The sequence below is a fragment of the Streptomyces sp. CGMCC 4.7035 genome (genome assembly GCF_031583065.1).
In the GTDB taxonomy this organism is placed as follows: domain Bacteria; phylum Actinomycetota; class Actinomycetes; order Streptomycetales; family Streptomycetaceae; genus Streptomyces; species Streptomyces yaanensis.
The window spans coordinates 3,522,320-3,547,123 of sequence record NZ_CP134053.1 but is presented as its reverse complement, the minus strand read 5'-3'; the positions used below and the strand labels follow the sequence as shown (position 1 = coordinate 3,547,123).

Annotated in this window: 22 protein-coding genes, 1 tRNA gene and 1 riboswitch; of the genes, 6 read left to right on the top strand and 17 right to left on the bottom strand. The window is 71.2% G+C overall.

Features of this window, described 5'->3' with window-relative positions; translation table 11 throughout:
• The first annotated feature begins 28 nt into the window (after nt 1–28).
• Nucleotides 29–122: riboswitch (TPP riboswitch) on the top strand.
• The 3 genes from Q2K21_RS15080 (at nt 113) to gndA (ending at nt 4,089) form a co-directional block, all read left to right on the top strand.
• Complete coding sequence (locus Q2K21_RS15080; RefSeq protein WP_310770921.1) at nt 113–1,519, top strand: purine-cytosine permease family protein; 1,407 nt, start codon at nt 113–115, stop codon at nt 1,517–1,519. It overlaps the preceding riboswitch by 10 nt.
• On the top strand, nt 1,516–2,313 hold the full coding sequence (thiD, locus tag Q2K21_RS15075) for a bifunctional hydroxymethylpyrimidine kinase/phosphomethylpyrimidine kinase (RefSeq protein WP_310770919.1): 798 nt from the start codon (nt 1,516–1,518) through the stop codon (nt 2,311–2,313). The genes Q2K21_RS15080 and thiD overlap by 4 nt, the downstream gene beginning before the upstream one ends.
• 336 nt (nt 2,314–2,649) lie before the next feature.
• The gene (gene gndA, locus Q2K21_RS15070) at nt 2,650–4,089 is read left to right on the top strand and encodes an NADP-dependent phosphogluconate dehydrogenase (protein WP_310770917.1); all 1,440 of its coding nucleotides are present in this window, start codon (nt 2,650–2,652) and stop codon (nt 4,087–4,089) included.
• 89 nt (nt 4,090–4,178) lie between these two features.
• Here gndA and Q2K21_RS15065 read toward each other — a convergent pair whose 3' ends face one another.
• Entirely contained in the window at nt 4,179–5,108 is a 930-nt protein-coding gene (locus tag Q2K21_RS15065) for a carbohydrate kinase family protein (protein ID WP_310770915.1), read from the bottom strand.
• Nucleotides 5,105–5,791, bottom strand: a complete 687-nt coding sequence (locus Q2K21_RS15060; RefSeq protein WP_310770912.1) for a class II aldolase/adducin family protein — start codon at nt 5,789–5,791, stop codon at nt 5,105–5,107. The genes Q2K21_RS15065 and Q2K21_RS15060 overlap by 4 nt, the downstream gene beginning before the upstream one ends.
• Nucleotides 5,792–5,848: 57 nt before the next feature.
• Here Q2K21_RS15060 and Q2K21_RS15055 point away from each other — a divergent pair, with 57 nt between their 5' ends.
• The 3 genes from Q2K21_RS15055 (at nt 5,849) to Q2K21_RS15045 (ending at nt 11,596) form a co-directional block, all read left to right on the top strand.
• On the top strand, nt 5,849–6,520 hold the full coding sequence (locus Q2K21_RS15055; protein WP_310770910.1) for a TetR/AcrR family transcriptional regulator: 672 nt from the start codon (nt 5,849–5,851) through the stop codon (nt 6,518–6,520).
• 433 nt (nt 6,521–6,953) lie between these two features.
• Nucleotides 6,954–9,116, top strand: a complete 2,163-nt coding sequence (locus Q2K21_RS15050) for a SpoIIE family protein phosphatase (RefSeq protein ID WP_310770908.1) — start codon at nt 6,954–6,956, stop codon at nt 9,114–9,116.
• 419 nt (nt 9,117–9,535) lie between these two features.
• Nucleotides 9,536–11,596: a SpoIIE family protein phosphatase gene (locus Q2K21_RS15045; RefSeq protein ID WP_310770906.1), complete on the top strand. Its 2,061-nt coding sequence runs from the start codon at nt 9,536–9,538 to the stop codon at nt 11,594–11,596.
• A 221-nt stretch (nt 11,597–11,817) separates the two neighbouring features.
• On the opposite strand, the gene Q2K21_RS15040 is transcribed toward Q2K21_RS15045, so the two are convergent.
• The 15 genes from Q2K21_RS15040 to Q2K21_RS14965 form a co-directional block, all read right to left on the bottom strand.
• The gene (locus tag Q2K21_RS15040) at nt 11,818–12,495 is read right to left on the bottom strand and encodes an NAD(P)-dependent oxidoreductase (RefSeq protein ID WP_310770904.1); all 678 of its coding nucleotides are present in this window, start codon (nt 12,493–12,495) and stop codon (nt 11,818–11,820) included.
• A 68-nt stretch (nt 12,496–12,563) separates the two neighbouring features.
• Nucleotides 12,564–13,406 (bottom strand): alpha/beta fold hydrolase, encoded by an 843-nt coding sequence (locus Q2K21_RS15035; protein ID WP_310770902.1) that lies wholly within the window; start codon nt 13,404–13,406, stop codon nt 12,564–12,566.
• A gap of 108 nt (nt 13,407–13,514) precedes the next feature.
• Nucleotides 13,515–14,465, bottom strand: a complete 951-nt coding sequence (locus Q2K21_RS15030; protein WP_310780983.1) for a sigma-70 family RNA polymerase sigma factor — start codon at nt 14,463–14,465, stop codon at nt 13,515–13,517.
• 697 nt (nt 14,466–15,162) lie between these two features.
• Nucleotides 15,163–15,236, bottom strand: a tRNA-Pro gene (locus tag Q2K21_RS15020).
• A gap of 141 nt (nt 15,237–15,377) precedes the next feature.
• Nucleotides 15,378–15,737 carry an MmcQ/YjbR family DNA-binding protein gene (locus tag Q2K21_RS15015; RefSeq protein ID WP_310770900.1) on the bottom strand — a complete coding sequence of 120 codons (360 nt, stop codon included), beginning with the start codon at nt 15,735–15,737 and terminating at the stop codon, nt 15,378–15,380.
• Between the two features lie 41 nt (nt 15,738–15,778).
• On the bottom strand, nt 15,779–16,309 hold the full coding sequence (locus Q2K21_RS15010) for a GNAT family N-acetyltransferase (RefSeq protein WP_310770898.1): 531 nt from the start codon (nt 16,307–16,309) through the stop codon (nt 15,779–15,781).
• Nucleotides 16,306–16,863, bottom strand: a complete 558-nt coding sequence (locus Q2K21_RS15005) for a helix-turn-helix domain-containing protein (RefSeq protein ID WP_310780980.1) — start codon at nt 16,861–16,863, stop codon at nt 16,306–16,308. The genes Q2K21_RS15010 and Q2K21_RS15005 overlap by 4 nt, the downstream gene beginning before the upstream one ends.
• A gap of 76 nt (nt 16,864–16,939) precedes the next feature.
• Nucleotides 16,940–17,845: a LysR family transcriptional regulator gene (locus tag Q2K21_RS15000; protein ID WP_310770895.1), complete on the bottom strand. Its 906-nt coding sequence runs from the start codon at nt 17,843–17,845 to the stop codon at nt 16,940–16,942.
• 31 nt (nt 17,846–17,876) lie between these two features.
• Nucleotides 17,877–19,088: a glycine C-acetyltransferase gene (locus Q2K21_RS14995; protein ID WP_310770893.1), complete on the bottom strand. Its 1,212-nt coding sequence runs from the start codon at nt 19,086–19,088 to the stop codon at nt 17,877–17,879.
• A 35-nt stretch (nt 19,089–19,123) separates the two neighbouring features.
• Complete coding sequence (gene tdh / locus Q2K21_RS14990) at nt 19,124–20,152, bottom strand: L-threonine 3-dehydrogenase (protein WP_310780976.1); 1,029 nt, start codon at nt 20,150–20,152, stop codon at nt 19,124–19,126.
• Between the two features lie 317 nt (nt 20,153–20,469).
• On the bottom strand, nt 20,470–21,030 hold the full coding sequence (locus Q2K21_RS14985; protein WP_310770890.1) for a GAF domain-containing protein: 561 nt from the start codon (nt 21,028–21,030) through the stop codon (nt 20,470–20,472).
• Entirely contained in the window at nt 21,027–21,626 is a 600-nt protein-coding gene (locus tag Q2K21_RS14980; RefSeq protein ID WP_310770888.1) for a GTP-binding protein, read from the bottom strand. The genes Q2K21_RS14985 and Q2K21_RS14980 overlap by 4 nt, the downstream gene beginning before the upstream one ends.
• Nucleotides 21,604–21,975, bottom strand: a complete 372-nt coding sequence (locus Q2K21_RS14975) for a DUF742 domain-containing protein (RefSeq protein WP_310780973.1) — start codon at nt 21,973–21,975, stop codon at nt 21,604–21,606. The genes Q2K21_RS14980 and Q2K21_RS14975 overlap by 23 nt, the downstream gene beginning before the upstream one ends.
• Nucleotides 21,976–21,977: 2 nt before the next feature.
• Entirely contained in the window at nt 21,978–22,412 is a 435-nt protein-coding gene (locus tag Q2K21_RS14970; RefSeq protein ID WP_310770886.1) for a roadblock/LC7 domain-containing protein, read from the bottom strand.
• Nucleotides 22,413–22,486: 74 nt separating this feature from the next.
• Nucleotides 22,487–24,754, bottom strand: coding sequence for an ATP-binding protein (locus Q2K21_RS14965; RefSeq protein ID WP_310770884.1), 2,268 nt, complete (start codon nt 24,752–24,754; stop codon nt 22,487–22,489).
• Nucleotides 24,755–24,804 lie beyond the last annotated feature (50 nt).

The window sequence follows — 24,804 nt, the reverse complement described above, 5'->3', positions numbered from 1 at the left end:
CGCCGGGTGGGGGGTTAGTCTTGCCGCCGTACCGGACACGGGGTGCCCGTCCGAGGGCTGAGATCACACCCGTTGAACCTGAACCAGTTCGTACTGGCGGAGGGATGTCTTCATGCCACTGGCGCATGTTTCCGGCGGGCTGCCCGCCGACGGCCGACGGACCGTCTTCGACGGGCGGATGCCCGCCGCCCCCGGCGACCTCCGGGTGGAGGGGCACGGCATCGAACCGGTCCCCGAGGGCAATCGCTACGGCGGCGCGGGCCGGCTGTTCACCGTCTGGTTCGCCCCGAACCTGACCATGACCGGTGTGTTCACCGGGACCATCGGCATCGCGCTCGGCCTCGACTTCCCCACCGCGCTCGTCGCCGTCGTCCTGGGCACGGTGGTCGGCGCGGTGCCCACCGCGTACCTGAGCACCTGGGGAAGCCGTACCGGAGCCGGTCAACTCCCGCTCGCCCGGCTCGCGTTCGGGCGCGCGGTGGCGCTGCCCGGTGTGCTGCAGTGGCTGTCGTCGGTCGCGTGGGACGCGCTGATCGCGCTGTTCGGCGGGGACGCGCTGGCACGGCTGTGCGGCTGGCCGTTCTGGCTGGGCGTCCTCGTCATGCTCCTGGCACAGGGAGCCCTCGGGGTGCTGGGATACGAGGCGATCCACCGGCTCCAGATCGTCATGACCTTCGTCCTCGCGGTCGCCTTCACGCTGATCGCCCTGCGGATGCGGGACGCGGGCCACCTCGCGACCTCGGGAACGGCGCACGGCGCCGACCGGGCGGGCGCGTTCGTGCTCACCAGCACCATCGCGCTCAGCCTGGCCCTGTCGTGGGCCCCGTACGCCAGCGACTTCAGCCGCTATCTGCCGCCCACCACCTCCCGCGTCCGGATGTTCTGGAACACGCTGCTCGGTCTCGTGGTGTCCTTCGTGGCCGTCCAGGCGCTCGGGCTGTGGGGCGCGGCCGCGCTCACCGACCAGACGGCCGCGGGGGTGGACGCGTTGCTGGGCGGGGGCACGCTGGGCGCGTTCGGGCTGCTGGCCGTAGCGCTGGCGGCGCTGTGCAGCAACGCCATGAACGATTACAGCGGCTCCCTGGCATTGCAGACCGTCGGCGTGCGCGTGCCGCGCCCGGCGGCCGCCGCCCTGGCCGCCGGGCTCGGCTTCCCGCTGGTGCTGTGGATGCACGCGGCGGACACCACCGCCCGCTTCCAGAACGTGCTGCTGTTCGTGGGCTACTGGATCCCCGGTTTCGTGGCGATCGTGGTCGTCGACTGGATCGTGCGGGCCCGGACGCGCGGCGCTGGGCCGACCGACCTCGCCGCCGAGACCGCCCGGACGCCGTCCGTGTGGCCCCCGCTGCTGGCGTTCACCGGCGCCTTCGCCGCGGCGGTCCCGTTCATGGACACCGGCCTGTACGTGGGTCCGGTCGCCCGCGCGCTGCATGGCGCCGACCTCTCCTACTACGTGGCGTTCCTGGTGGCCCTCGCGGTGTACGCCCCGCTGCGCGTGCGAGAGGAGGGTCGCGCATGACCGCGCCGCCCCGTGTGCTGACGATCGCCGGATCCGACTCCGGCGGAGGCGCCGGCATCCAGGCCGACCTCAAGACGATGCTCGCGCTGGGCGCCCACGGGATGAGCGTGGTCACCGCGGTCACGGCGCAGAACTCCCTCGGTGTGCAGGGCGCTTGGGAGCTGCCGGTGGAGGCGGTACGCGCCCAGTACCGCAGCGTCGTCGACGACATCGGCGTCCAGGCGGTCAAGACCGGGATGCTCGCCTCGCCCGCGCTCGTCACGGCGGTGGCCGAGCTGCTCGCCGACGTGGCGGCCCCGGTCGTCGTGGACCCGGTGAGCGTCTCCAAGCACGGGGACCGGCTGCTCGCCGGCGACGCGCTGGACGCCGTACGGACCCGGCTGCTGCCGCTCGCGACGGTGGCCACGCCGAACCTGGACGAGGTCGCGGAACTGACCGGCATCGCGGTGACCGACGAGCCGGGCATGCGCCGCGCGGCCGCACGGCTGCTGTCGTACGGGCCCCGGTGGGTGCTCGTGAAGGGCGGACATCTGCCCGGCGAGGCCGTGGACCTCCTCACGGACGGCCGGGACGAGCACTGGCTGCGGGCCCCGCGCCACGACAACCGCCACACCCACGGCACGGGCTGCACCCTCGCCTCGGCGGTCGCGGTCGGGCTCGCGCGGGGGCTCGCGGTGCCGGAGGCGGTGCGGCGGGCCAAAGAGTACGTCACGGCGGCGATCGCGGCGGGGTTCGCGCTGGGCGAGGGGATCGGCCCTGTGGACCACGGGTGGCGCCTGCGCTCGCGTGTGTGAGCGGGGCCGCGGGGTCGGGGCCGGTCCCTCGGCTGCCGCCCGGACAAGACGTGGCGCACGGGGGAGAACTCTCCGCGCGAGTGGCGGCGGGCATCGGCTTCTGCGACACCGTCCGCATGCCGCCCGCACGCGGTCGCCCGGTTCCGTCGAGAAGGCCCTCGGCTGCCCGTCGAAGGCCGTGGTCCGGGACCCGCGCAGGTCCGCCTGCGCCACGGTGAGCAACTCCGCCCCTGCCGTCCGTACTTGATCGGTACAGCGATACGAGCCGCACCGAGCGACATCCGTTCCACCCGCCGGACACGCGGGCGCGGCGGATCCGGACCCAAGGAGCACAGCATGCAGGCGACCGCGCAGATCGGCGTCACCGGGCTCGCGGTGATGGGCCGCAACCTGGCCCGGAACTTCGCGCGGCACGGGTACACCGTCGCCGTGCACAACCGCACCCCGACCCGAACCAAGGCGCTGGTCGAGGAGTTCGGGCACGAGGGCGCGTTCGTGGCTGCGGAGACGGCCGAGGAGTTCGTGGCGGCGCTGGAGCGTCCCCGCCGTCTGATGATCATGGTGCAGGCGGGCGCGGCGACCGATGCCGTGATCGAGGAGTTCGCTTCGCTCCTGGAGCCGGGCGACATGATCATCGACGGTGGCAACGCGCACTTCGCCGAAACCCGGCGCCGTGAGCGTGCGCTGCGCGAGCGTGGCCTCCACTTCGTCGGCGCGGGTGTCTCCGGCGGTGAGGAGGGCGCGCTCAACGGACCGAGCATCATGCCCGGCGGCTCACCGGAGGCGTATGCCTCGCTCGGCCCGATGTTCGAGAAGATCAGTGCGAAGGTGGACGGCGAACCGTGCACGACGCACGTCGGCACGGACGGCGCCGGGCACTTCGTGAAGATGGTCCACAACGGCATCGAGTACGCCGACATGCAGCTGATCGGCGAGGCCTACGACCTGCTGCGCCAGGTTGCCGGATTCTCCCCCGCGGCGATCGCCGAGATCTTCCGCGAGTGGAACAAGGGGCGCCTGGACTCGTACCTGATCGAAATCACGGCGGAGGTGCTGGCGCACACCGACGCCGCGACCGGCAAGCCGTTCGTGGATGTCGTCGCGGACGCCGCCGGGCAGAAGGGCACCGGGCGCTGGACCGTGCAGACCGCGCTGGAGCTGGGCTCTCCGGTGACCGCCATCGCCCAGGCCACCTTCGCCCGCGCCGCCTCGGGCCAGTCCGCACTGCGCGGCGCCTACCGCGGGCTGCCCGGCGGCACGAGCTGGGACCTGACCTCGTACGAGGCCGAGCGCTTCACCGCGCAGGTGGAGCAGGCGCTGTACGCGTCCAAGCTGATCGCCTACGACCAGGGCTGGAAGATGATCCTGGACGCCGCCGACGAGTTCGGCTGGGAGATCGACCTCGGCGCGGTGGCGAAGATCTGGCGCGGCGGCTGCATCATCCGCGCCGCCTTCCTCGACCGCATCCGCGCCGCCTACGCCGCCGACCCGGGCCTGGTCAGCCTGCTGTCGGACGCGGGCTTCGCGGCCGAGATCACCGACGCGCAGGTGCCGTGGCGCGAGGTGATCGCCATCGCGGCCCGCCGGGGCGTGCCGGTGCCCGCCTTCTCCGCCGCGCTGTCGTACTACGACTCCCTGCGCGCCGAACGCCTGCCGGCCGCGCTCACCCAGGGCCAGCGCGACTACTTCGGCGCCCACACCTACCGGCGCGTCGACCGCGAGGGCAGTTTCCACACGCTCTGGGGCACGGCCGACCGCGCCGAGACGGAGGCCTGAGCCCGGCGCCGGGCTCCCGCCGGACGGGAGCCCGGCTCGCGGATGCCGTGGGGTGCCCCTCGACGGGAGTCGCCGGCTGCCGCCTCAGTTCATGAGCGCGTCTTGTGTGCCGCGGCGAACGCGTCGGCGGCCGCGAGGTCGAAGTCGCCGTGATCACTGCCGAGCCCCTGGGCCACCAGCGCCGCGGCGGCGCAACCGAGTACGGCGGCCTCGCGCGGTGTGCGGCCCAGCCCGACACCGCGCAGGAACCCGGCCGAGAACGCGTCGCCGCACCCGGTGGTGTCCACGACGTCGATCGCGAAGGCCGGGATCGTTTCGGTGCCCTCCTCGGTGACCAGGAGTGCACCGTCGCCGCCGCGCGTCACCGCGACGAGGCCGGCACCGGCGCCGAGGAGTTTCTTGGCGCCCGCCACCAGGTCGTCCTCACCGGTGAAGCCCAGGACCTGATCGTCGTTGGGCAACAGGTGGTCGATGTACGGCAGTGCCGCCGCGATCTGCTCGAAGCTGCCGAGCACGCCGGGCGCGAGCAGGTCCACGGAGGTCACCACGCCGTGTTCCTTGGCGTGCGACAGGATGCGCGCGGCGACGTCGACCCCGATCAGCTCCGGGCCGCCCAGATGCAGGTGTGTGGACTCGGTGATCGCGTCCCAGGGCACGTCGTCGAGGCCGTAGGTGATGTTGGCGCCGAGCAGGTGCAGCGAGGGCCGGTCTCCGTTCGGCCGGATGGGCAGGACGCTGGCGGAGGTGGGGGTGTCCGCGCGGCGGACGAGGAACTCGGTGCCGATACCCGCCTTGCCCAGCAGTTGCACCAGCATGTCGCCGGTGGGGTCGGTTCCGATCGCCCCGGCGCTGCGCACGGAGGCGCCCAGCTTGGCCAGGGTGAGTGCGGTCCCGCCGGCCGTCCCGGCGGCGGTCATCCTGATGTCCTCCACCAGCGTCGCACCCTGGCCCTCGGGTATGGCCTCCACCGGCCGCACCAGCACGTCCAGCACGTGTACGCCCATCGTGACGACCTTCATCGGCTCTCCTCGTGCACGGGTGGTACGGGTCGGGTGGTGCCGTAGTCGCGGGCGAGCGCGGCCTCGATCACCGCGAGCTGCTGCTGTTCGTCGAGGACGCGGGGCCGTCCGACGGCGGCCGCGTGCTGGTAGACACCGCAGGCCCATTCGAGCAGCAGCGCGTCCTCGACCGCCTTGTCCAGGGTCGGCGCGTGGGTGAGCGCCCCGTGATTGGCCATCAGGGCAGCGCTGCGGCCCTCCAGCGCGGCGAGCACGGACTCGGCGAGTTCCGGGGTGCCGAAGGTGGCGTACGGCGCCACCCGCACGGTGCCGCCCAGGGCGAGCAACTGGTAGTGGATGCAGGGCAGTTCGTCGAGCACACAGGAGAGGGCGGTCGCCATCGGGGCATGGGTGTGCACGACCGCGCCGGCGCCGTAGCGGTGGTAGACGCCAAGATGCAGCTCCAGCTCCGAGGTCGGCTGCAGGTTCCCGGCCACGACCTTTCCGTCGAGGTCGACCACGGTCACCTGATCCGGAGTCAGGTGGGCGAGCACCGCTCCGGTCGCGGTGATGGCGACCCGCTCCCCCGCGCGCACGCTGACATTTCCGGCCGTGCCGATGAGCAGGCCCTCCGCCCCCAGACGGCGGCAGGCGGCCGCCACGGCGGCCCGCTCCTGACCCAGCATGGAGCTTGAGTCGGTCATGTACGCGACGGTAACGTAAACCTGAAACAAAGTCACGTTCACTTTCGGAGGCCAAGCGTGGGCGAGCCGACCGCGGACGTCGACGGCGCCGGCGTCACCCCTCTGCGTCGCACTCCTCAGCAGGCGCGCAGCAAGGCCCGTCTCGCCCGGGTCCTTCAGGCCGCGGAGCGCGTCCTGGTCCAGGAGGGCGTCGAGGCGCTCACCACGACGCGCGTCGCGGCCGAGGCGCAGGTGTCGGTCGGCTCGCTGTACCAGTACCTGCCCGACCGCGACGCGATCATCGACGCCCTCGCGGCCGGCTACTTCACCAAACTCGAAGCCGTTATGGACGATGTCGTCCGCGCCGCGGCGGACCGGCGGTGGGACGACCCGGTCGGCGTGCTCATCGACGCGTACGCCGCGATCTACCGCGCCGAACACGGCTTTCGGGCCCTGTGGTTCGGAAACGGCCTGACCGAGCGGACCCGGGGCGCGGATCGCGAGCACAAGCGCCGGATGGCCGACGGGGTCCGCCGCGTCCTGCTCGCGCTCGGCGTCGCCCACGACGGCGAGGCGCTCGGCCGTGCCTGCCATGCCGCGGTCCTCGCCGCCGACGCGCTCGCCCAGGAAGCCTTCCGCCGCGACCCCGAGGGCGACGCGGACCTCCTCGACGAGGCCCGGATCATGCTCCGCGGCTACCTCGCCGACGTCACCGCGCGCTACCCGCGCCAGAGGACGACGCGCCCCTGAGCGTGCCGTGATCCCGGTCCAGGACACGGCGCCTGTTCGCAGGCATGGCAAAGGCCGCCTTCCCATCTCTGAGAAAAGGCCTCCGCCCCGCACAGAAGCTGGTCGGCTCCGGAGCTGACCGGCATCCGGCAGCGTGACATCGACCCGAGCCGGCAGTTGATCAGTGTCGTGCGAAAGGGCTCGCGGGCGGTGCAGCAAGTGCCGGTGCGGCGAACGCATTCATGTGACGCGCCCTCTCAGACGCTGATCCGTGCGCAGCAGGGCTGCTGGTCCGGCAGGCCGACGCCGACAGCAACCCGGACGTCCCCTGCGGCGCAGGGCCAGACGGATATGGACCGGCGGCAAGGTAATGTTTAGTGGTGTTTGCCTGATTTGCGGGGCTATCCGTCACCGCATGTCCAGGTCCGTGACCCAGGAGTGAGCAGGAGACGAGTTGGCACCTGCGACAGCCAAAGCCGGGAGCCACCACCAGCAGTCAGGGCTGGGCTTTCCCTCCGCTTCGTACAAAGCGCTGCGAGGCGCGGAGGCACTGACGCTGGCGCTCAAGGCCACGGAGTGCCTGGACGGCCGGGGCGCGTTCCTGCACTGGTGCGACCCTGCTGCTCGCCGGCTGCACCTGGTTGCGGCCAGCGGGTTGGCTGCGGAGAGCGCCGAGGCATGGGCGGATCTCTCCGACGAGCAGGACGTGGCGCCCGCACACGCCATGCGGCGCGGTGACTATGCCTGGGTGGTCGGGGACAGCCTGGGCATGGGGGCAGCCGGCACGGCAGCGGTGCCCCTCCTCGGTGCCGATGGGCCGATAGGTGTGCTGTCCGTGATCATGGAAGGGGCCGGCGAGCCGGATGAGGTGCAGCGATCCTTTCTGCATTCGGTGGCGGGATGGGCCGCCGCATGCCTGGAGGAGTTGCCTGGCAGGCTGCCCGTCCGTGGTTCGGAGGCCGGCTCCGAGCAGACGGTCCGAATGGGCAAACTGACCTCGGCACTCGCCGAGGCGCTCACCTCGCGGGAAGTCGTACAGGCCGTCGCGGCGCACGTCCTGCCCCCATTCGGCGCCGACGGGCTCATATTCTGGGTCTTCGAAGGCGGCCGACAACGTGTGGTCGGCTCCGCCGGATACACACAGGAACTCCTCAGCCTGCTCGACGGGATCCTGGTAGCCGACTACCCCGTGGCCACCGACGTGCTGGGGAATCGCACTCCCCGGTTCATCGAGTCAGCCGCAGAGTACTGCCAGCGCTATCCAGCGCTGGAGCATATTCCGTCGGCGGCCAAGAAGAACGCGTGGGCGTTCTTGCCCATGATCGCCTCCGGGCGCTCCATCGGCATGTGTTTGGTGTCTTTCGCTCAGCCGCGTTCCTTCAGCGACGAGGAGCGTACGCTGCTGACCGCGCTGAGTGGTCTGGCCGGCCAGTCGCTGGGGCGGGCCCGGTTGTACGACGTGGAGCACGCCCGGGCACAGGGGCTGCAGCGTGGCTTGCTTCCCCGGACGCTGCCCCGCCTGCCTGCCGCCTGCGCCGCCGCCCGCTACCTGCCCGCGGGCCGGGGCGAGCAAGTCGGTGGCGACTGGTACGACATGATCCCGCTGTCCGCGGACAGGGTCGCCATGGTGATCGGCGACGTCATGGGGCACGGCATTCCCGAAGCGGCCACCATGGGCCAGCTGCGCACCGCCGTGCGCACCCTCGCCGACCTGGACATACCCCCTGACGAGTTGCTCAGTCGTCTCAATGACCTGGTCACCGATCTGGGCGAGGACTGCTACGCCACCTGCCTGTACGCCGTCTTCGACCCGATCACCCGGATATGCTCATTCTCCCTGGCCGGTCATCCCCCGCTGGTCATCGTCCATCCCGATGGCACCGTCCACAGGCCCGACCTGGCCGCCGACCCGCCGCTCGGGGCCGCCGAGCCGCCGTTCGAAACGCACCAGCTGCTTCTGCCTGAGGAAAGCCTGCTGGTCCTGTGCACCGACGGGCTCGTCGAATCCGCCACCCAGAGCGTCGACCGAGGACTGGCCCGACTGCAACAGATCCTCGCCCAGCATGCGGTGCCCACCTTCACGGCGCGGGACGAGGTCGACGACGTCCAGCACCTCGACGACCTGTGCGACGCCGTGGTCTCGGCCCTGCTTCCCGACCATGGCCGGACGAACGACGACGCAGCGCTGCTGATCGCCCACACGCGGGCCATCGACGCCGGTGATGTCGCCTCCTGCATCCTCCCGGAGGATCCCCGCGCGGCCGGACAGGCCCGCGAATTCGTCCGCGCGCAACTGGCCGCCTGGGGACTGGACGATCTCGCGATCACCACCGAGCTGCTGGCCAGCGAGCTGATCGGCAACGTGATCCGGCACGCCAAGGGCCCCATCCGCCTACGACTGCTGCGCAGCCGCTCCCTGACCTGCGAGGTCTACGACAGCAGCCTCAGCACGCCGCGCATCCGCCACGCCGCCTACACCGACGAGGGCGGTCGCGGCCTTCAACTCGTCGCCGCCCTCTCCAGACGCTGGGGCGCCCGCTACCTCCGCGACGGCAAATGCATCTGGACCGAGCAAGACATCCCTGTCCCGAGCGAAAACTTTGGTTCGGGCTGTTGACCAAGCCACTCGTCTGCCTGCCGTCAGGCTGCTGGCTGGTACTCGTTGACGAGGCCGCCGAGTCGGCACCGCCGGGGCCGGATCGGCCGGGCAGGGCACCTGTAGATCCTGGCTTCGGCGCTGAGGCCTGGGGGCGTTACGGACCGCTCGGGCCGCCGGCGAGGGCGCCAGTGTTTTTGCCGATCACTGTGTCGCCGACCCTGACCTTCTCCAGCAGGCAGTCCGGTCCTGGTGGACGCTACGACACCCACGATGCCCGCCACCACGGCGTCACGGCGTGTCGAGCGGCATGCGCCGGTGTCGGCCGACCTGGACGACCGTGGCGTGCGGTGTCCCCGCGGGAGGGGTATGACTGGCAGGGGGAACCGCGAAATGGGCCCAGGGCGGTTCCGGCGCTGCCGCCGGAAGGAGCGGCTGGTATGCCTGAGCGAGAGTCCCTGACCGGCAAGGGCTTGGGGGATGGCACTCCTGCGCCGGGCGGGCTGCTGGATCTGCTGTGGGTGGCCGCCGTGGTCCTGGGGAGTGACGGGCGGATCGTGCTGTGGAGCCCCGAGGCCGAGCGGTTGCTCGGCTTCTCCGCTGCTGAGGTACTGGGCCGGAACGCGGGCGGGCTGCTGGTGGCACCGGAGAACCGGCCACGGGCGCGCGAGCTGTTCAAGCGCGTGTGCACGGGTGAGAGCTGGGCAGGAGTCTTTCCGGTGCGGCACAAGGACGGCTCGACGCGCCGTGTGGAGTTCCGCACCATGCAGCTGCGCGATGCCCGCGGCGACGTCCATGCCCTGGGCCTGGGCGCCGACGCCGTGACCGTACGGAACGTGGAGCGGGACCTGGCCCTGTCCCACACCCTGGTCCACCAGTCGCCGGTGGGCATCGCGGTGTTCGACACCGAACTGCGGTGGGTGCGCGTCAACCCGTCACTGGAGCGGATCAACGGCGTGCCCGAGGAGGCGGTGCTGGGCCGCCGCGTCGGCGAGGTGCTGCCGGCGCTGGATGTGGAGGCCATCGAGTCGCGGATGCGGCGGGTCCTCCGGACCGGTCAGCCACTGCTGGATCAGCAGACCGTCGGCCGGACGGCCGCGGACAGCGAGGACCATACCTACTCGGAGTCGTACCACCGGATCGAGGACGCGAACGGACGCGTGCTGGGCCTGGCGATCGCGGTGCTGGATGTCTCCGAGAGGCAGCGAGCGACGGCCGAGGTCGCAAAAGCGCGGGAGCGGTTGGCGGTGATAGCCGACGCCAGTGTGCGTATCGGCACCACGCTGGACCTGCGCCAGACCGCGCGCGAGCTGGCAGGGGTGGCCGTTCCCGAGCTCGCCGACCTCGCGGCCGTCGACGTACTCGACTCGGTGGCCGGTCTCGGCGGCACGGCCGCGCCGCAGGCGGGCGACTCTCTCGGCTTCCGGGCACTGGCCGTCGCGGCGGGCTATCCCACCGATGCGATCGCGGCCGCGGATCCCGTCGGCGAGCCGGCGTCGTACAGTCCGTCACGGGTGATCACCCAGAGCGTGCGAGAGGCGCGCCCGATCCTGCTGCAGCGGGTGAGCGGCGCGACGATGCGGCGTATCGCCAGGGACGATTCCGCGGCCGAGACGCTCCGGCGGGCCGGGGTCCACTCCTATCTGGCCGCCCCGCTGATGGCCCGCGGCGAGGTGCTGGGCACGCTCAGCCTCTACCGCACAGTGAACGCCCGGGCGTTCGACGACCAGGACCTCACGCTCGCCACCGAGTTGGCCGCGCGCGCCGCCATCTGCATCGACAACGCCCGGCTGTACGGGCAGGAGCGCAGCACCGCGCTGACCCTCCAGCGCAGCCTGCTCCCCCAGGAGCCACCGAACTGCGACGGTATCGAGGTCGCCTGCCGCTACCTGCCCGCGGTCAGCGAGGTAGGCGGGGACTGGTTCGATGTGCTGCCGCTCAAACACGGCAGGGTCGGCTTGGTCGTCGGCGATGTGATGGGCAAGGGCGTGCACGCCGCGGCGATCATGGGCCAGCTGCGTACGGCCACCCGCGCTCTCGCCCGGCTCGACCTGCCTCCGGCCGAGCTGCTGTATCACCTCGACGACATCACCGCCTCACTCGGCGACTCCGACTCGATGGCCACCTGCCTCTACGTCGTCTGCGACCCACGAAGCGGCCGATGCGAACTCTCGCGCGCAGGCCACCTGCCGCCGGTGCTGGTGGACCCGGCCGGGAAAGCCGAACTCCTCGACATACCCAGCGGTGCGCCACTCGGGGTGGGTGGCGTGCCGTTCAGCGCCGAGGAGCGGGAACTGTCGGAAGGGACGCTGCTCGCACTGTTCACGGACGGCCTGGTGGAAAGGCGAGGAGAGTCCATCGAGGCCGGACTCCAGGGCCTGTTGAGGCTGTTGGGCGGCACCCGGCTCCCCCTGGAGGAGACCTGCGACATACTGCTCGGCGGCTTGAACCGGGGACCGAACGACGACGTGGCGCTACTCCTCGCCCGGCGAAGGAGTTGATATCCCAAAACCTCGGTGTGATGGACGACTTTCAAGATCTCCTGCCAGGGCCGGCCCGGAAACCCGAGAAATCGACCCTGGCGGCCTCCATCAGACTGCTGACCTGGGCAAACGCTCGACTGTGTCGCGTCCTGATGGGTACCCGAACGGCGTCGCGGTGGGTTCGCCGCGCGGACGGCGGACCCGCGGTGTCTCGCCGCGGCGCAGCGCCGACTTCTTCGTCAGTCGGCGATGCCGATGGTTTGTTTGATCGTTTCGGGTTGATCGAGCACCCGCAGCATGTGATGGGCGACGTCGGCGCGTGAGACCTTCGAGCCGCCCCGGACGTTCTGCCCATACGCCGTCCGGTAGACGCCGGTGAGGGGCTTGTCGGTCAGTCGAGGCGGTCGTGAGATGGTCCAGTCCAGATCGCTCCCACGAAGGATGTCCTCCATCAGGGCGAGGTCGGCGTAGTGCGCACTGAACATGGCTCGCGCGAACCGGCTGCCCAGGTGGCGCATGAAGAACCCGTCGCCGGCATCGTGTTTCGGCGGGTTCGGCCGACCCGGCGACGGCACGGTGCCGATCGGTGCGGCGCTGACCACCACAAGGCGCTTCACGCCGGTCGCCTGCATCGCGGCCACGATGGCCTTCGTGCCCCGCGAGGTGACTCCCGCCTCGGACCTCGGCTTGCGCGGTCCGAGCCCGGAGAGGACGGCGTCCCTGCCGACGACGGCGGACGCGAGCACATCCGCGTCCGGCGCGGCCAGGTCAGCCGTGACCACACGCGCCCGCCCCACCCACCCGATCAGGCTTTGTGGGTTGCGTACGACTGCGGTGACGTCGTGACCCGCGGCAACGGCCTGTTCGAGAAGGTGGCGGCCGATGCCACCGGTCGCTGCGAAGATCGTGAGCTGCATCCGTTGTCTCTTCTCTCTCGTCTCTCGCGTCTCTCTCGCGTCTCTCTCGTTGGTCGGCGCCGGCCGGGTCAGAGGCGGCCTGGCGTGAACTCCCGGATCACCTGGGCAAGTCCGGCCGGCTGATCCAGCGGGATGAGGGTGTAGCTGTCGCCCATCTCGACCAGCCGTCCGTGCGGGAGGAGTTCGGCCAGGCGTCGGCCATGTTCAGGCGGCATGACGCGGTCGCGGCTGGCCCATACCACAAGGGCGGGACGTTCGAAGCTGGGCAAGCGTTCGGCCGCGGCCACCAGAAGGCCGGTGTCCGCTCCAGCGGCTCGCAGTGTCCGCACGGCGTCATGACGGATCTCAGGCCGCTTCATGACCGGCAGCATCCAGCGGGCGGTGGCAGCGTCCCCTCGGAGGGTCAGCCACCCGAATGCGATCGGGAGCCGACGGATCACCCGAAGCCGCATCTGTTGCATGAACAGCCCGAACAGCCGAGGCGGCAGCTTGCCGGTGAGCATCAGCGTCTTGCCTGTCAGCCCTGGCGGGAAGTTGTCGAACGCATCGCACGAGGCGAGCACGACCCGTCCCACGCGCGCGGCGCCCTCGCACATGAGCAGCTGGACGATCGCCCCGCCAGTGTCATTGCCGACGAGGGTGACGTCCTGCAGATCCAGGCGGTCGAGCAACTCCGCGACCAGCCGGGCCATCCCAGGCAGCGACAGGTCGGCATCCGCACGCATCGCGTGACGATGCGCGCCAAGGGGCAGCGTCGGTGCCACGCACCTGTGATCGGCGGACAGATCACTGATCGACCCGGCCCACAGCGAGGCATCCATCATGAGCCCGTGCAACAGCACAACCGTAGGACAGTCGCCGCCGGTGTCCTCGTATTCGATGGTCCCGGCGGATAGTTCGATCTTTTTCATCCCCGTCCTCTTCACCCTCTTGGCCGACGGGAGCCTGTGCCTCGCCGGACGTGTGTGCGCGTATCCGGCGGTTCGGCTGCCTCCGGCGAGGTCTCCTGGTAGTCGGCCTCAGGTGAGACCTTCGAGTTTTTCGGGATTGGTGACGAAGTAGATGCCGCAGACCTGTCGGCCGTCCGGGACCAGGTCGAGGACCAGCACGGCGAAGGGCGAGTCGCCGCTGAACAGCAGCGCCGAAGGATCGCCGTTGACCCGCCGGTAGCGGATGTCCAGGCCTCTGCGGGCGCGGGTGGCCCCGTTGGCCAGTAGCCGGGCGACCTTGTCGCGGCCGCGGACCGGGCACGGACCCGCGGCGGTGGCCTTTCCTCCGCCATCGGCCCACAAGGTCACATCCGGCGCCAGGAGCATCAGCAGCGTCCGCAGGTCGCCACCGGACACCGCGGCCGTGAACCGCTCGGTCACCTGTTGACGCAGATGCGGGTCGGTCCGATAGCGGGGGCGTCGGGCGTGGACATGCTCGCGTGCACGGTGGGCAAGCTGGCGTACCGCCGCGGGACTACGGCCGAGGATGTCAGCGGTCTCGGTATGGGCATAGCCGAACACCTCGTGCAGGACGAACACCGCGCGCTCCAGCGGGGTGAGGGTTTCCAGGACGACCAGCAGCGCCATGGACACCGACTGGGTGCGCTCGGCCGTATCGGCGGCGTCCTCGGCATCGCCGGGAGCACGACCGTCGGCGAGGGAGGTGACGAGCGGTTCGGGCAGCCACGGACCTACATAGGTCTCGCGACGGCGGCTGATGGCGGCCTGGCGGGCGAGGGCTTTGTTCACCGCGATCCGCACCAGATAGGCGCGTGGGCTGTCGATCCGCTCCGCGCCCGGTGCCCCGCCTCTGGACGCCCACGACAGCCATGTCTCCTGGAGCACGTCCTCGGTGTCGACGACACTGCTGAGCATGTTGTAGACGATGGAGAACAACAACTCTCGGTGCTCGACGAACACCCGGGTAGCCGTGTCCACCGCGCTCTCCCGGGCACTGCCGGCCGACGAGATGTCGGACATCATTGGACCTCCTGCCGTGTCTGAATACTGAGAGCCGCGGCAGCGCCCGGAGTGTGACATCCACACCAAACATGTGACCCACGCCTCGCCCCTGGCATGTCATGACCACGTTGCCGGCGTTCTGTACATGACGATTCCCCGGCAACCGGGGTACCGCGCGGCACCAAGAACTGGTCATGCCGCGACCAGCCATGGACACGAGCGGCAAGAGCTTCAAGGCGACCGGACCGTCGACGCATAGTGCCCGGCGAGGCGGAGAAATGGGGCGGCAGTCGGCGATGATCACAAGCCCCGTGATCAGCGCGATGGGTAGGCGCTTGGTCGAAGAGCACTGCTCCGCCTGCAAACGGGCCCAGGCCCCCAGTGGGCCCAAGCGGACCACGACTCATTCGCCATGTGGCCAGCGCAAGCCGGGCTATCGAGGCACGGATGCGGACGGCACTCCCGGCCCCGCCTCGTGGAAGGGCTTGCACGTCCCAAGGCGCCTGATTGACCGACCGTCAGGTCGTGCTACGGCAGATCGTCGGAACCATCCGGCACGGCGACTGTCGAATCGTCAATGTCGGTCACTCTCTGCCTCCCGGCCACCAGCGGGCTGGTGAGCGCGGAACGTGGAGTGTACGCGATGGTCCCAAGAAATGATCAAGAGGTCGTATCAGCGTGCTCCGATACGACCTCTGACCTGCTACTTCGCAAGTCGGGACGACAGGATTTGAACCTGCGACCCCTTGACCCCCAGTCAAGTGCGCTACCAAGCTGCGCCACGTCCCGTTTGCCGTCTGACCTGGGGTTTCCCCGGGCCCGACGTGCACAGAAACAATACCGCACTCGGGGCCGTGGTCGCGCACCCGTTTATGTGCCGCTCAGCGGTGGCTTGCGAGACGGCCGCTCGGCGTCGTACGAACGCGCAGGTCAGTCCCCGGTCGGCAGGCCCAGCTCCGGGTGGTGGTCGAGGAGCCGCGACGGGGCCGCCTGGCGCCAGGAGTCGGCGAGGATGTCGTGCAGTTCGGCCTCGTTCTCCAGGGCGGCGAGGCGCACCCGGATCCACGCGAACTGCGCCTCATGACCGGCGACCCAGAACTTCCCGGGCTCGGCGAGGACCAGTTCGTCCCGCTCCTCCTTGGGGCAGCGCACCGCCATGGACGTCTCGTCCTCGGGCAGCGTGGCGAACATCTTCCCCGCGACCCGGAACGTGGGCATGCTCCAGGCGATCTTCTCCGTCGTGTCCGGCAGGGAGAGGGCGATACGGCGTACGTCTTCGGCATCCGGCATGTCCCGCACGGTAGCGGGCGCCACTGACAACCGGCGACGGCTCAGTCCGCGAGGGTCCCCACCCGCTTGTAGAAGATCGTCGTCGGGTGCAGTGCCCCCGTCGGTGTCGCCGCGTAGTCCGGTATGGCCCCGACCCGCGTCCAGCCCGCCGAGCTGTACAGGGACTCGGCCGGGCTGCCGGTCTCCGTGTCCAGGTGGAGCAGGGTGACCCCGGCGTCGACGGCCGCCCGCTCGGCGGCGGTCAGCAGCCTGCGCCCCAGGCCCTGGCCGCGGGCGTCCCGGTGCACCATCAGTTTGACCAGCTCGGCGCGGTGGCGGCTGTTGGGCTTGTCCGGGAAGGAGAGGCTCACCGTGCCCGTCACGCGGTCCCCGGCGCATGCCGTCCACACCGCGAGGCCACCCGTCTCGACGGCGTCCGCCCGCGCCTTCCACCAGGCCAGGGCCTCGGCCCGGTCGAGTGGCGACAGGAAGCCGACGGAGGCCCCGTGGTGCACGGTGTCGGTCAGCAGATCGGCCAGTTCCCCGGCGCGGGCGAGTACGTCGGGCCCGCTCAGCCTGACGATCGCGGTCACGGGAGCACCACCACGAGCGCGTACCGCACGGCGTCGGGCCCTGGGCACCTGAACCGCGTCGGACCCCATACCCGCAGCCGAAGGCAGTCGCCGGCCGCGAGCCGGTGCTCGACGTCCTGTGCGGTCACCACCAGCGATCCGTCGAGGACCCAGATGTGCTGCTCCAGCCCGGGCATGGGCGGCCGGTCATAGGCGATGTCGGCGCCTGCCGCGAGCCGGCCCTCGACGAGTTCGCCGCGCAGTCCGGAGTGCGGAGGGGACACGGATCGTCGTACGAAGCCGGAGGCCGCGTCCTGCCACACGGTCTGCTCGGCGGCACGCACCAGCAGCGCGTGCTCCGCCTCGACCTCGCTCAGCAGCTGGGACATCGTGCGGCCGTAGACACTGCACAGCCTGTTCAGCATCGAGGCCGTGGGGCTGATCTCGCCGCGTTCGGCCCGGGACAGCGTGGAGCGGCTCACGCCGCTGCGCTCCGCCAGTTCATCCAGGGACCAGCCGTGTTCGGTCCGCAGCTCGGCCAGGCGGGTGGCGAGGCGGGCGTCCGCCGGATCCATGACATCACTTCCCACATTCGGGATGCTATCCCGGATAAGAGATGAGCGCCGTCCGTCGTGGGGGACGTGACGCCCTTCAGTCGACTGTCGCGGCCTCCACCAGCGCGTCCAGTACCGGGCGTATCAACGGGTGCTCCTCCGCGCCCCGGCGGACGGCGGCGAAGACCCGGCGGGTGGGGGCGACCCCGTCGACCGGGCGGACCACCACGCCCGCGAGATCCATGCCGCGCAGGGCCGATCGGGGCACCAGAGCGACACCCGCGTCGGCCGAGGCGAGCGCGACGACGGCGCGGAAGTCGTCCGAGGAGTGTTCCAGACGGGGCTGGAATCCGGCATGCTCGCAGGCCAGGACCACCACGTCGTGACAGGGGTTGCCGGGGTACGGGCCGATCCACGGGTCCTTGGCCAGTTCGGCGAGCGGGACCTCGCGCTCGCCGGCGAGCCGGTGGGTGACCGGCACGACCGCGTCGAAGGGTTCGGCGTACAGCGGGATCGGCGTGAGCCGGGGGTCGTCGGCGTCGGGCGCGCCCCGGTACTCGACGGCGACCGCCACATCGACCTGCCGGTCCAGGACCATCGGCAGGCTGGCATCACCCTCGGCATCCTGGACGCGGACCCGGATGCCGGGTGCGGTGCGCGCGAGCCGGGCCAGCGCGGGGGCGACCACCAGACCGATGCCGGTGGCGAAGGAGGCCAGCGTCACCGTGCCCGCCGAACCCGCGCCGTAGGCCGCCAGCTCGGCCTCGGCCCGCTCCAGCTGGGCGAGGACGGCGTGGGTGTGGCCGAGCAGAATCTCGCCGGCCGGGGTCAGCCGTACGCCCTTGGCGCTCCGCTCGACGAGCCGGTGGCCGGTCTCCTGTTCCAGCGCGGTGAGCTGCTGGGAGACGGCCGACGGGGTGAGGTACAGCGCGGCGGCAGCCGCCGTCACCGTGCGATGGTCGGCCACCGCACGGAGGATGTGGAGCCGCCGCGCTTCGATCATGCGAACGATTATCGCAAAATGTCCGGACCGGTCAGGCGGTCGGCTCGGCGTCCAGCTCCGTCCGGGCCGCCACGAAGGCGTCGACCGCACGGTTCACGTCCTCGGTCGAGTGCGCGGCGGACAGCTGCACGCGGATGCGGGCCTGGCCCTGCGGAACCACCGGGTAGGAGAAGCCGATGACGTAGACGCCGCGCTCCAGCAGCAGCTCGGCCATACGGCCGGCCCTCGCCGCGTCGCCGATCATCACCGGGGCGATGGCGTGGTCGCCCGGGAGGATGTCGAAGCCCTCCTCGGTCATCCGGCGGCGGAAGAGGGCGGTGTTCTCGCTCAGCCTCTCGCGCAGGTCGCCCGCCGACTCCAGCAGGTCGAGCACCTTGAGCGAGGCCGCGGCGATCACCGGGGCGAGCGTGTTCGAGAAGAGGTACGGCCGCGAGCGCTGGCGCAGCAGGGCGACGATCTCGGCGCGGGCGGCGACGTAACCGCCGGAGGCGCCGCCGAGCGCCTTGCCGAGGGTGCCCGTGACGATGTCGACGCGGTCCATGACGCCGTGCAGCTCGGGGGTGCCGCGGCCGCCGGGGCCGACGAAGCCGACGGCGTGCGAGTCGTCCACCATGACCATGGCGTCGTAGCGGTCGGCGAGGTCACAGATCTCGCGCAGCGGGGCGACATAGCCGTCCATGGAGAAGACGCCGTCGGTGACGATCAGCTTGCGGCGGGCGCCGCCCTCGGACGCCTCCTTCAGCTGCCGCTCCAGGTCCGCCATGTCCCGGTTGGCGTAGCGGAAGCGGCGCGCCTTGGACAGGCGGATGCCGTCGATGATCGAGGCGTGGTTGAGGGCGTCGGAGATCACGGCGTCCTCCTCGCCGAGCAGCGTCTCGAAGACACCGCCGTTGGCGTCGAAGCAGGAGGAGTACAGGATCGTGTCCTCCTGGCCGAGGAACGCGGACAGCCGCGCCTCCAACTCCTTGTGCACCTCCTGCGTTCCACAGATGAAGCGCACGGAGGCCATGCCGTAGCCCCAGCGGTCGAGCGCCTCGTGCGCGGCGGCGATCACGGCGGGGTGGTCGGCCAGGCCGAGGTAGTTGTTGGCGCAGAAGTTGAGGACCTCGCCGGGGCGGCCGCCCGCGGTGACGTTGACGGTCGCGGACTGCGGCGTGCCGATGACGCGCTCGGGCTTGTGCAGGCCTGCGGCGCGGATCTCGTCGAGGGTGGCGCGCAGGTCGTCGCGCACGGAGTCGAACATGAGGGGGCTCCTGTAATGCTTACGCGAAAGGGAAGTTATGCGGTCCAGTCGAGGATGATCTTGCCGCCGCGACCGCTCGCCGCATCGGCGAACGCCGCCTCGTAGTCGCGGTAGTCGTACCGTCCCGTGATCACGGGCGCCAGGTCGAGCCCGCCCTCCAGCAGGACCGACATCGCGTACCACGTCTCGAACATCTCGCGGCCGTAGATGCCCTTGATGGTGATCATGGAGGTGACGATCCGGGCCCAGTCGACGGGGAACTCCTGGGCGGGCAGGCCGAGCATGGCGATCCGGCCGCCGTGCGTCATGTTGGCGATCATGTCGCGCATCGCCTCGGGGCGGCCGGACATCTCCAGGCCGATGTCGAAGCCCTCGCGCAGCCCGAGTTCGCGCTGCCCGTCGGCGATCGTGGCGGTCGAGACGTTCAGCGCGAGGCTCGCGCCGATCTTGCGCGCCAGCTCCAGGCGCTCCTCGCTGACGTCGGTGACGACGACGTTGCGGGCGCCCGCGTGCCGGGCCACGGCGGCGGCCATCAGACCGATCGGGCCCGCCCCGGTGATCAGCACGTCCTCGCCGACCAGCGGGAAGGACAGGGCCGTGTGCACGGCGTTGCCGAACGGGTCGAAGATCGCGGCGACGTCGAGGTCGACGGGCACGCGGTGCACCCAGACGTTGGACGCGGGCAGCGCAACGTACTCGGCGAACGCGCCGTCGCGTCCGACGCCCAGACCGACCGTCGCGCGGCACAGATGGCGACGCCCGGCCAGGCAGTTGCGGCACTTCCCGCACACCAGGTGGCCCTCGCCGCTGACCCGGTCGCCGACCTGGATCTCCGTGACGTCACGGCCGGTCTCGACGACCTCGCCGACGAACTCGTGCCCGACCACGAGCGGCGTCCGGATGGCCTGCTGCGCCCAGCCGTCCCAGGACCTGATGTGCAGGTCGGTGCCGCAGATCCCGGTCCTGAGGACCTTGATCAGTACGTCACCGGGACCGATCTGCGGCTCCGGAACGTCCGTGAGCCACAGGCCGGGCTCCGCCTTCTCCTTGACCAGCGCCTTCAACGCCACGGCTCCTGTGCTTGAGATCCCGGAGGAGGGCATGCCGAAGGAGCCCGAACCGGGAAGTGGGGTGTGATCGCGTAGAAATCTGCCGTACGGCGGCGTCCCGGTCCATCGAGGTTTTCTTAAGCTCGGCCGCAGCTTTCCTTCACACCCCGCCACCCGCGTCCCTGGCAGTGGCGCGACCACACCGCCCGGTGCCCGGCGTTGCAACGCTCGATGACGATGTCCAGGGGCTTCTCCACGAAGACAGGGCCTCGAACACGACCGGGCCGGATCCGCAGGACAGGCACGGTCGGCGCGATCCGGCTGACGCCCCCTCAGATCCCGCCGCCGTCCCTCCGTTCGATCCGCTCGGCCAGCTCCGCGGCCAGCGCCTTGATGGTCTCCAGGCCCGCCCGGCCCCAGGGACGCGGTGCGACGTCGACGGCGCAGACCGTGCCGAGGGCCATGCCCGTGCGGTCGACGAGCGGAGCGCCGAGGTAGGAGCGGATGCCGAGTTCGTCGACGATCGGGTTGCCGGCGAAGCGCGGATAGTCGCCGACGTCCTCCAGGACGAGCGCCTTGCGCCTGACGACCACATGCGGGCAGAAGCCGTACTCGCGGCCCAGGTGGCGAACCGGTGCCTCGCCCGCGCCGTCCGGGGCGGCGAGCTCGGTGAGCGGGCGGTCGCCGGGCTGGTGCAGGCCCGCGAAGAACTGCCGGTGCTCGTCGATGAAGTTGACCATCGCGTACGGCACCGCGGCCAGAGTGGCGAGCCGGTCCGCGAAGGCGTCGAACTCCGGTTCGGCGCGCTCGCCGAGGCCGAGCCGGCGCAGCCTGCTCACGCGTGCGGCGGCGTCCCCGTCCTCGGGGGTCAGCAGCAGTCGGCTCAGGGTCATGTGTGGGCTCCCCGGCTCGGGGCCGGTGCCGGGGCGTGTGCGAGAAGGTGGCGGACGAGCGTGAGCAAGGTCTGCACACCGGAGCTGGAGATCCGGGCGTCGCAGCGCACGACGGGGATCTCGGGGTCGAGATCGATGGCGGCGCGTACCTCCTCGGGGTCGTAGCGGTAGGAGCCGTCGAACTCGTTGACTGCGACGATGAACCCCAGGCCGCGCTGCTCGAAGAAGTCGACGGCGGCGAAGCAGTCCTCCAGGCGGCGGGTGTCGGCGAGGATCACCGCGCCGAGCGCGCCTTCGGACAGCTCGTCCCACATGAACCAGAACCGTTCCTGTCCGGGGGTGCCGAACAGATACAGCACGTGCTGCGGGTCGAGGGTGATGCGGCCGAAGTCCATCGCCACGGTCGTCTCGACCTTGTTCTCGATCCCGTCGAGATTGTCGGTCGCGGCGCTGACCGTGGTGAGCAGCTCCTCCGTGCTGAGCGGCGCGATCTCGCTCACCGCGCCCACGAAGGTCGTCTTGCCTACTCCGAACCCTCCCGCCACCAGGATCTTGAGTGCGGTGGGGAAGGGATCAGAGCTGTCGTCGTAGTCCATCGAGCACTGCCTCCAGAAGAGACCGGTCAGTGGGGTTGTGGTGGAACGCCGGGGGCTTGGTGGTGAGCGCCCCGCAGTCCACGAGGTCGGACAGCAGCACCTTGGTGACCGCCGCCGGCAGCTTGAGGTGGGCGGCCACCTCGGCGACCGAGACGGGTGCCCGGCACAGGTCGAGTGCCTGGGCGTGCTCGGGGCCGAGGTAGCCGAGGGGGGTGGCGCCGGTGGCCATCACCTGCGACAGGAGATCGAGTGCGGCGGTCGGCCGGGTGCGGCCGTTGCTGACCGTGTAGGGGCGCACCAGTCGTCCGGCGGCGTCGTCGAGCCAGGGGCCGTCGCCGACCGCGGGCACGCTCAAGGCCTCATCGCGGTGGACCGGCCGACGGGCTGGCGAGGCGCGGTCATCAGGTACGGCCGCACGCTCTTGACGAGCATCGCCATCTCGTAGCCGAGGACCGCGGCGTCTGCCTCGCGGCCGGCGAGAACGGCCAGGCATGTGCCGGAGCCCGCGGTGGTGACGAACAGCAGGGTCGAGTCGAGCTCGACCACGACCTGCCGCACGTCGCCGCCGTCCCCGAAACGAACGCCCGCGCTGCGGCCGAGCGAGTAGAGACCCGAGGCGAGGGCGGCCATGTGGTCGGCGCTGTCCGGGTCGAGGCCGTGCACGGACTTCACGAGGCCGTCGCAGGAGAGGAGGACCGCACTCGTGGTGTGCGGTACGCGCTGCACGAGGCCGCTCATCAGCCAGTCGAGATCGGAAGCATGGGCGGTCGGCGCTTCGCTCGCCATGATGGATCGACTCCTTGGGGTACGCGGGTCTGCGGGAGCGGACGGGGTGGGGGTGGGCGTGGGCGTGGGCGTGGTCATCCGGCCGGTGCGCTCCCGTCGTGCCGGGCAGTCAGGTCGTAGTCGGGCGCGTGCGGGGCCGGCGCTTCGGCTGTGCGCGCCAGGCCCTTGCGCGGTACGTCGAGGGAGGGCGCCGGTAGGTCGCCGGAGAGCCCCGTGTCCAGGTGCAGGACGTCCAGGGGTACGTCGGTGTGCGGGGCCGTGGCGGGGGCCGTGTGTGTGTCCGCCTCGGTGTGGGCGGGCTCCGGCCGCTGCGCGGACTCGGCGAGGCTGATGCCCCGCTGGAAAGCGGCCATCAGGCCCGGGTCGTGGCCGATGTGCTGGTCGGGATCCTGGCGGACGGACGGTGTGGGGCCGCCGCGGAGCTGGGGTGCGATGTGCTCCTGGGCGCGGCGCCGGGGCAGTTGGGGCTTGGCCATGGTGCCGCGTACGGCGCCGTTCAGCGGTGCCGGCGGTCTGTTCGCGTTCTCCTCGGCGGTCGGCCGGTCTACGGGGCGGATGCCGGGCAGCGCCTCGGCGGGGTTGGGCCGTCGGGAGTCGGTGTCGCGCACCGGCAGTGGGGACCGGGCGGGGGCGGCCGGGATCCGGTCGTGCTGCGGCTGCCATGCCCCGGAAGACATGGGGTCGGAATGCTCGGCCCCGGACGACGACGGGTGTACGGGCCGGGCGCCCTGCGACGGCCGGGCCTGGTCATGGGCGCCGCCAACGGCCGTCCCCGGCACCCCTGTCACGGCAGGCGACCCGAGCGACCCCATGCTTCCGGCCGACCCCGGCATCCCCGTCACGGCAGGCGACCCGAACGACCCCGCGCCTCCAGCCGACCAGAGCGACCCCGTCACAGCGGACGACCCGAACGACTCGATGCTTCCGGCGGAACCCGACACCCCCGCCACGGCGGACGACCCGAGCGACCCCATGCTTCCGGCCGACCCCGGCATCCCCGTCACGGCAGGCGACCCGAACGACCCCGCGCCTCCAGCCGACCCGAGCGACCCCGTCAAAGCGGACGACCCGAACGACCCCACGCCTCCGGCCGACCCCCGCGGCACCGCCGGCGTCATGGTCCCGGGCGTGCCGGGGGCCGGCCCGAGCAGCCCCTGCGGAACGACGAGCACCGCCTGGACGCCGCCGTAGATGTTGGTCTGCAGCCGGACGTGGATGCCGTGGCGCCGGGCGAGCTGGGAGACGACGAACAGGCCGATGCGGCCGTCCGCCAGCAGGCTGGCGACGTTGACCTGGTCGGGGTCGGCGAGCAGGGCGTTCATCTTGTTCTGTTCGGCCGGCGGCATGCCAAGGCCGCGGTCCTCGACCTCGACGGCGAGCCCCGAGGTGACGAGGCCCGCGCGGAGCAGCACCTGGGTGTGCGGCGCGGAGAACACCGTGGCGTTCTCGACGAGTTCGGCCAGCAGATGGATGACGTCGGCGACGGCGTGCCCGCGCAGGGTGCCGTCGATCGGCGGCACCAGCTTGACCCGCGAGTACTGCTCGACCTCGGCGATCGCGGAGCGCAGCACCTCCGTCATGGAGACCGGGTTGCTCCACTGACGGCGCGACACGGCGCCGCCCAGCACGGCGAGGTTCTCGGCGTGGCGCCGGATGCGGGTGGCGAGGTGGTCGACGTGGAAGAGGCCCTTGAGCAGGTCGGGGTCCTCGATCTCGTTCTCCAGCTCGTCGAGGATCGAGATCTCCCGGTGCACGAGCGACTGAAGGCGCCGCGCGAGGTTGACGAACACCTCGAGCTTCTGCTCGCTGCCCGCGTGGCTGGAGAGCTGCGCGGCCTGGACGACCGCGGTGACGGCGCCCTCGTGGGCCCGCGCCAGCTCGGCGGCGAGCAACTCGAAGTCGTCGGCGTCCGTGGCGGGCTTGCCGTGCGGCTTGCGCGCGGGCGGCCCCTCGCCACGGCGCAGCGCCTCGACGAGGGCGCGCAGTTCGTCCTCGCCGCGGGCGCAGGCGCGGCGCAGCGCGTCGAGGCGCTCGGCCACGGATCCGGCGGCGCGGTCGGCGGCCACGGCGGCGACGACGATGCCCACGACGGTCACCCCGAGGGCGCCCGCGAGCACGGCCCAGAGCGTGAGGGTGGGGCGCGCGCCGGTGGAGCGGACGGTGAAAAGCACTGCGGCGCAGGCGCTGAGGGCCACCGCGATGGGCGGCAGGATCGCCAGGCGCAGCAGCTGGGGCCGTATCTGGGTCTCGGGCAGCGAGGGGACGGTGCGGGCGACCGGTCGCCCGTGCCGCCCGCTCTCACGGCGGTCTGCGCGTGCGGCCGGTGCGCGAAGGTGAGACATCGGCGTCCTCATACTGGGTGCGTCGGGGGCGTGGGGGCTCCCGTGGGTCT

Excerpts from the sequence above, each read along its gene's own strand:
- Q2K21_RS14965 (WP_310770884.1), bottom strand. The coding sequence starts at position 24,754 with ATGTCTCACCTTCGCGCACCGGCCGCACGCGCAGACCGCCGTGAGAGC.
- Q2K21_RS15000 (WP_310770895.1), bottom strand. The coding sequence starts at position 17,845 with ATGATCGAAGCGCGGCGGCTCCACATCCTCCGTGCGGTGGCCGACCAT.
- Q2K21_RS14970 (WP_310770886.1), bottom strand. The coding sequence starts at position 22,412 with ATGGCGAGCGAAGCGCCGACCGCCCATGCTTCCGATCTCGACTGGCTG.
- Q2K21_RS14985 (WP_310770890.1), bottom strand. The coding sequence starts at position 21,030 with ATGACCCTGAGCCGACTGCTGCTGACCCCCGAGGACGGGGACGCCGCC.
- Q2K21_RS15040 (WP_310770904.1), bottom strand. The coding sequence starts at position 12,495 with ATGCAGCTCACGATCTTCGCAGCGACCGGTGGCATCGGCCGCCACCTT.
- Q2K21_RS15060 (WP_310770912.1), bottom strand. The coding sequence starts at position 5,791 with ATGACCGACTCAAGCTCCATGCTGGGTCAGGAGCGGGCCGCCGTGGCG.
- gndA (WP_310770917.1), top strand. The coding sequence starts at position 2,650 with ATGCAGGCGACCGCGCAGATCGGCGTCACCGGGCTCGCGGTGATGGGC.
- Q2K21_RS14995 (WP_310770893.1), bottom strand. The coding sequence starts at position 19,088 with ATGTTCGACTCCGTGCGCGACGACCTGCGCGCCACCCTCGACGAGATC.
- Q2K21_RS14980 (WP_310770888.1), bottom strand. The coding sequence starts at position 21,626 with ATGGACTACGACGACAGCTCTGATCCCTTCCCCACCGCACTCAAGATC.
- Q2K21_RS15005 (WP_310780980.1), bottom strand. The coding sequence starts at position 16,863 with ATGGATCCGGCGGACGCCCGCCTCGCCACCCGCCTGGCCGAGCTGCGG.
- Q2K21_RS15065 (WP_310770915.1), bottom strand. The coding sequence starts at position 5,108 with ATGAAGGTCGTCACGATGGGCGTACACGTGCTGGACGTGCTGGTGCGG.
- Q2K21_RS15035 (WP_310770902.1), bottom strand. The coding sequence starts at position 13,406 with ATGAAAAAGATCGAACTATCCGCCGGGACCATCGAATACGAGGACACC.
- thiD (WP_310770919.1), top strand. The coding sequence starts at position 1,516 with ATGACCGCGCCGCCCCGTGTGCTGACGATCGCCGGATCCGACTCCGGC.
- Q2K21_RS15080 (WP_310770921.1), top strand. The coding sequence starts at position 113 with ATGCCACTGGCGCATGTTTCCGGCGGGCTGCCCGCCGACGGCCGACGG.
- Q2K21_RS15045 (WP_310770906.1), top strand. The coding sequence starts at position 9,536 with ATGCCTGAGCGAGAGTCCCTGACCGGCAAGGGCTTGGGGGATGGCACT.
- Q2K21_RS15015 (WP_310770900.1), bottom strand. The coding sequence starts at position 15,737 with ATGCCGGATGCCGAAGACGTACGCCGTATCGCCCTCTCCCTGCCGGAC.
- Q2K21_RS15030 (WP_310780983.1), bottom strand. The coding sequence starts at position 14,465 with ATGTCCGACATCTCGTCGGCCGGCAGTGCCCGGGAGAGCGCGGTGGAC.